4 protein-coding genes and 1 pseudogene are annotated in these 6,265 nt (G+C 73.1%); 3 read left to right on the forward strand and 2 right to left on the reverse strand.

Translation table 11 applies throughout. The annotated features are described in order from the left end of the window. The 3 genes from ACWCO3_RS29825 to ACWCO3_RS29835 all read left to right on the forward strand — a co-directional run. The coding region (locus ACWCO3_RS29825) for a sensor histidine kinase (protein WP_450013207.1) at nt 1-1,066 on the forward strand (1,066 nt) is incomplete at its 5' end. After that, complete coding sequence (locus ACWCO3_RS29830) at nt 1,063-1,728, forward strand: response regulator (protein ID WP_450013209.1); 666 nt, start codon at nt 1,063-1,065, stop codon at nt 1,726-1,728. The genes ACWCO3_RS29825 and ACWCO3_RS29830, both read left to right, overlap by 4 nt. Before the next feature lie 147 nt (nt 1,729-1,875). Then, nucleotides 1,876-4,350: an ABC transporter permease gene (locus ACWCO3_RS29835; protein ID WP_450013210.1), complete on the forward strand. Its 2,475-nt coding sequence runs from the start codon at nt 1,876-1,878 to the stop codon at nt 4,348-4,350. 80 nt (nt 4,351-4,430) lie between these two features. Here ACWCO3_RS29835 and ACWCO3_RS29840 read toward each other — a convergent pair whose 3' ends face one another. After that, a complete protein-coding gene (locus ACWCO3_RS29840) occupies nt 4,431-5,693 on the reverse strand; it encodes a nucleotide sugar dehydrogenase (protein ID WP_450013212.1) in 1,263 nt (420 codons plus the stop codon). A gap of 124 nt (nt 5,694-5,817) precedes the next feature. After that, a pseudogene (locus ACWCO3_RS29845) lies at nt 5,818-6,265 on the reverse strand (serine/threonine protein kinase); the annotation flags it as partial.

Consider the following 6,265-nt stretch of genomic DNA (forward strand, 5'->3'; position numbering starts at 1 on the left):
GCCGCTGTTCCGCCGTACCCACCCGAGCGCGGTGACCGTGGTGGTCGCGGCGCTCGCCCTGGTCCAGGTGGTCGCCGAGTGGGGCCCACTCGTCTACGACGTCGCCGTCCTGATCGCGCTCTACAGCGTGGTGAAGTACGGCGAGCGGCTCCGCGACGGGGTTCTGGCCGGCGCGGTCGCCGCCGTGGGCGTGCTGCTGGCCGCCGCGCAGACCCCCGGCGTCATCCAGTGGTGGGTCACCGCGCTGTGGTACGCCCTGGTCACCGGCGCGGTGTGGCTGGTCGCGCTGAACGTGCGCACCCGGCGGCTCTACGTGCTCAGCCTGGAGGAACGGGCCACGACCCTGGAACGTGAACGGGAGGCCGAGTTCCGGGCGGCGGTCGCCGAGGAACGCACCCGGATCGCGCGGGAACTGCACGACGTGGTCGCCCACAGCATGGCGGTGATGATCGTCCAGGCGGACGGCGCCCGATTCATGTTCGACCGTGACCCCGCCCAGGCGCGCACCGCCGTGAAGGTGGTCGCGGACACCGGCCGGCAGGCCCTGGAGGAGATGCGTCGCCTGGTCGGCGTCCTCCGCGACGCCGGACCGGGCATCGCGGACGGGTCCGACGGCCTGGTGGTGGCCGCCGACCCGGAGCACCGCCGCCTGGCCCTGGCCGAGCTGCCGGACCTGCTGGCCCGGTTCGACGACGCCGGGCTGCGAATCCGCAGCACCGTCACCGGGGCGCCTCCGGCGCTGCCCCCGGGATTGGAGCTGACCGTCTACCGGGTCGTGCAGGAGGCGCTGACCAACGCGCTCAAGCACGCCGGCGTCGGCGCCAGCGTCGAGGTCGTCCTGACCTACAGCGACGAGGCCGTCGTGGTCCGGATCCTCGACAACGGGCTGGGCCGCCCACTGGTCAGCCCGGCACCGTCGGGCGGTCACGGTCTCCTGGGCATGCGGGAGCGGGTGACGGTGTACGACGGCAGCCTCACCGCCGGCCCCCGGCCGGTCGGGGGCTGGCAGGTCGAGGTGCGGCTACCGCTACCGTCGGAGCCGGCAACGGAGGTGATCGCGGCATGACGATCCGAGTGGTGATCGTGGACGACCAGGCGCTGGTCCGCGCCGGGTTCCGCATGGTGCTGGACTCCCAGCCCGACCTGAAGGTGGTCGGCGAGGCGATCGACGGCGCCGACGCCCTACGGGTGCTCGCCCGCACCGAGGCCGACGTCGTCGTGATGGACATCCGGATGCCGACCATGGACGGGGTGGAGGCGACCCGGCGGCTCTGCGCCGACCGGCCCGCCGGCCCGCCCCGGGTGCTGGTCCTGACCACCTTCGACACGGAGGCCGACGCCTTCGCGGCCCTGCAGGCCGGCGCGAGTGGGTTCCTGCTCAAGAACGTCCCACCGGAGGACCTGCTGGCCGCGATCCGGGTGGTCGCCCAGGGCGACTCCGTGGTCGCCCCGTCGATCACCCGACGGCTGCTGGACCGTTTCGCCGGGCAGCTCGGCACCGCGCCGACCGCCGACCCTCGGCTCGCGCAGCTCACCGAACGGGAGCGGGAGGTGCTGCTGCTGGTCGCCCAGGGGCTCTCCAACGCGGAGATCGCCAACCGGGTGCACGTGGCCGAGGCGACGGTGAAGACACACGTCGGGCGGATCCTGGCGAAACTCCAGCTCCGCGACCGGGTTCAGGCGGTGGTCCTGGCGTACGAGAGCGGGTTGGTCACACCCGGCGGATGACGCCGCGTACGACCTGGGTCGTAGCGACCGGCGGACGCGGCGCGACCCGGGGCGCACACGGGTCGAGCGCGCAGGTGGAGACGGGCGGACAGGCGTCGGTCATAGCGTCGGAAGGGTCCGATCCGCCACCTGCACCGGGAGCCCCGCTTGATCCGCCTGACCCTGCGCTCGCTGCGCGCCGAAGCGCTGCGCATGCTGCTCTCCGCGCTGGCCGTCGTGCTCGGCGTCGCGTTCGTCGCCGGCACCATGATCTTCGTCGACGGGATGCGCGCCGGGACGTACGAGCGGGCCGGCACGTTCGACCGCCATACCGACCTGGGTGTCTACTCGGCCGGCCGGGAGGTGTTGCCCCCGACCCTGGTCGACCGGGTGAGGGCGGTCGACGGGGTGGCCGCGGCGGCCGGTGAACTGACCAACACGGCCGGGGTGCTCGGCGTCGACGGTCGACCGGTGCTCGGCTTCACCATGCTCGTCGCGATCCCCACCGAGGACGCCCTGCGCTCGTACGACGTGGTCGCCGGACGGTTGCCCGACCGCGCCGGAGAGGTGGTGCTCGACGCGCCGACGGTCGCCGCGGAGGGCTTCGCGCTCGGCGCCGCGGTCCGCGTCGGCGGCTCCAGCGGCCCGGCCCGCCCGTACACCCTGGTCGGCACCGTCGACGTGGCGGGCACCGCCCGTGATGTCGGCGGCCCGTTCGTCGGCATGGTCGGACCGGACGCCCTGGCCCTCACCGGCGAGCGGGGGTACGGCCGGATTCTGGTGGCGGCCCGGCCGGGCGCCTCCGTCGCGGCGCTGACCGACCGGCTGCGCGCCGTGATCGGCGGCGAGGCCGTCGTGAAGTGCCGTCAGCAGATCCTCGACGAGGCCGTCGAGGACGCGGTCCGCAACGTGGACCAGTTCCGGATGCTGCTGTTGATCTTCGTTGGGGTCGCCGTGGTGGTGGCCGGTTTCGTCATCGCCAACACGTTCGCGATCGTGTTGGCGCAGCGCACCCGGCGCACCGCCCTGCTACGCCTGGTCGGGGCCACGCGGGGCCAGGTCTTCCGGGCCGCCGTGCTGGAGTCGGCGGTGCTGGGGCTGGTGGCCTCCGCGTGCGGTGTGCTGCTCGGGGTGGTCCTCGCCGGCGGGATGCGACTGTTGATGTCCCGACTGGACGCGCCGGTCGCTGGCGGCCTGACCGTGACCGGCTCGACAGTCCTCACCGGACTGCTCCTGGGCACCGCGCTGACCGTGTGCGCCGCTCTGCTCCCGGCCTGGCGGGGGACCCGGGTCGCCCCGGTGGCCGCGCTGACCGACGCCGCGGTGCAGCCCGCGCGCGCCGCTGGTCGGGTGCGGCTGGCCGTCGGCGCCGTGGTCCTGGCCGTCGGTGTCGCGGCGCTGATCGGCGCTGCCAGCGCGGGCCAACTGCTGCTGGTGGCGGCCGGCGGGGTGCTGGCCTTCTTCGGGATCGTCCTGTTCGGGCCGGTGCTCGTTCCGGCCCTGGCCCGGGTGTTCGGCTGGCCGGCCCGCCGCGTGCTCGGGGCGACCGGCGACCTGGCGGTGGCCAACACGACCCGCAACCCGCGGCGGGTCGCCGCGAGCGCCACCGCCCTGGTGATCGGGATCGGGCTGGTGTCGGCGTTCATGGTCGGCGCCCGCAGCACCAAGGACGGCATCGAACGCAGCGTGGACGCCCAGATCGGCACCGACTTCGTGGTCAGCGGTATCGGTCAGAACCTGCCGGCCGCGCTCGCCGACGAGCTCACCGCCCGACCCGAGTTGGGTGTCGTGCACGAGCAGCGCAGCACTGTCGTCGCCGACGTCGAGATCCGCGCGGCCCACCCGGCGCTCGTCGGCCGGACCCTGGGCGCGGTGCTCGCCGGCGACGCCGGTCGGGTCGGGCCGGGGCAGGTGCTGGTACACCGGGAGTTGGCGCAGGCACGCGGCTGGCAGGTCGGCTCACCGGTGACAGTGCGAGGCCACTCGTTCCAGGTGGCGGCCGTGGTCACCGACGACACGTCCGGCGACGGCGCGCCCACCGGACACGTCATCGACATGGCCGACGCGGACTTCGCCGCGCTCTTCCCCGACCAACGCGGTTTCCTGGCCGAGATCGACCCCGCCGCCGGGGTGAGCGCCGAGCAGGCCCGGGAGGTGATCGAGACGGTGCTGGGCCGCTACCCGACGGTGAACCTGTTGGACCAGGGCGCGTACAAGAAGATGCTGACCGGCACCGTCGACATGCTGCTCGTCTTCGTCACCGCGCTGCTCGGCTTGGCGGTGGTGATCGCACTGGTCGGCGTGGCGAACACGCTGAGCCTGTCGGTGGTCGAGCGGACCAGGGAGAACGCCGTGCTGCGGGCGGTCGGGCTCAGCCGAGGGCGCATGCGGGCCGTACTCGCCGTGGAGGCGGTGCTGATGGCGCTGGTCGGCGCGGTGCTCGGCGTGGCGCTGGGCACCGGCGTCAGCGCCTCCGCGATGGCTTTGCTGGACCGCCTCGGCGGGGACTTCCACGTGGTGCTGCCGCTCGCTCAGCTCGGTCTGACCCTCGCCGTCGCGGTGGTGGCCGCCCTGCTCGCCTCCGTGTTGCCCGCCCGTCGAGCGCTGTCCCGTCCGGTCGTCGAGGCGCTGGCCGACCAGTGACCTGGGACGGCTGCTCGGACGGACATCCGCTGGCCGGTCCCGCCACCTGTCGCCGGCGGGACCGGCCAGCGGTGCCGGGTCTACAGGCGCTCGACCAGCGGGCCGACGCACCGGTTGCGGGTGTCGAACACGTAGCTGGCGTGCCGGACCACGAGGTCGTAGTCGAAGCTGTCGTGGTCGGTGACCACCACCACCCCGTCGGCGGCGCTCACCTCCCGCTCGGACAGCCCGACCACTGTGACCCCGGCCGGGATCTGGTGCGGCTCGGCGTACGGCTCCACCGCGTGGACCTCGGCCCCGAGCGCCTGCAACCGGCGGGCCACGTCGACCGCCGGGGAGTCCCGCATGTCGCCGGTGTTCTTCTTGTACGCCAGTCCGAGCAGCAACAGCCGGGCACCGCTGACGGAGCGGCCCTTCCGGTTCAGTCCCGCCATGACCCGCTGCGCGACGTGCTCGGGCATCTCGTGGTTGATGTCGTTGGCCAGCTCGATGAACCGGAACTGCCGGCCGAGGCGGCGCTTGACCTGCCACGACAGGTAACACGGGTCGATCGGCAGGCAGTGCCCGCCCACTCCGGGGCCGGGCCGGAACGGCAGGAAGCCGAACGGTTTGGTCTCGGCGGCGTCGATCGCCTGCCACACGTCGATGTCGAGGTGGTGCGAGAGCATCGTCAGCTCGTTGATCAACGCGATGTTGACCTGGCGGAACGTGTTCTCGATCAGCTTGGTCAACTCGGCGACCCGGGTGGAGTCCACCGGGACGGTGCGGTGCACGAGGCGCTGGTAGAACTCGTCCACGCGGGCCAGCGACGCCGGGTCCACCCCGGAGACCACCTTCGGGGTGTTCTCCAGCTTCCAGGTCGGGTTGCCCGGGTCGATCCGTTCCGGGCTGTAACCGAGGTGGAAGTCACCCGGGCTGGTCAGCCCACTGGCCGACTCCAACAGCGGGCGCAGCAACTCCTCCGTGGTGCCGGGGTACGTGGTGGACTCCAGGACGACCGTGCAACCCGGCCGGACGTACGGAGCGATGCCGATACCGGCCTGCTCGACGAAGCTCAGGTCGGGAGTGCCATCGCGCAGCGGGGTCGGCACGGTGATGACGCAGATGTCGAAACCCTCCGCGTCGGAGTACTCCGTGCTGGGGTTGTACCGGCCGCTGCTCAACGCCCGGCCCAGCCGGTCGGTCGGGATGTCCTCGATGAACGACTCGCCGGAGGCGAGACGCTTCACCCGGTCGGCGTCGACGTCGAGGCCGACCACGTCCAGCCCCGCTTCGACGGCTCGCAGGGCCAGCGGCAGCCCGACGTACCCCTGACCAATCACGACCAGCTTGTCAACGCTCACCCAGGCTCCTGCGGCAGTTGGTGGAAATGGCCTGCAGAGAGCCTAGAGGCGTCTTCAGCGACGTAAGTCCGTTTTGGGGATATCGGTGCTGGTGGGACTGTGCCGAGGAGCGGCGGGCGGCGGATTACTCGCCGCCCGCGCCCTCCGGAATGGTCGGCGTGCTCTCCGTCGCCGTGGGCGTGGCCGACGTCGGCGGGGTGCTCGGTTCGCCGGTCGGACCACCTGTGGGCGCGGTGGGCCCGGTCGGCGTCCCCGTCGGAGTCGGTGAACTGGTCGTCTGGCTGGGCTGCGTGCTCGGCGTGGTGGAGACCGAGGCGGACGGGGAGTTGCCCGGGACAGGCGGCCGATCAGGCCGGCCGGGGTCACCGGTGGAGACCTGCTCGTTCGCGGCCGGCAGCTCCTGCGGGCCGCTCGGCGCGACAGTCGGCGAGGTGGTGGGCAGTTTGACCGCCGGGTTCTCGCCGGTGTGGCGCGCCGCGCCCAGAGCGGCACCGAGCCCGACCAGCGCGACCAGTACGGCCGCGGCCGCGCCGACCAGCGGACCCCGCCGCCGCTGACGCCCGGCCTGCCCC

This window comes from Micromonospora sp. NPDC002411, from assembly GCF_053592955.1.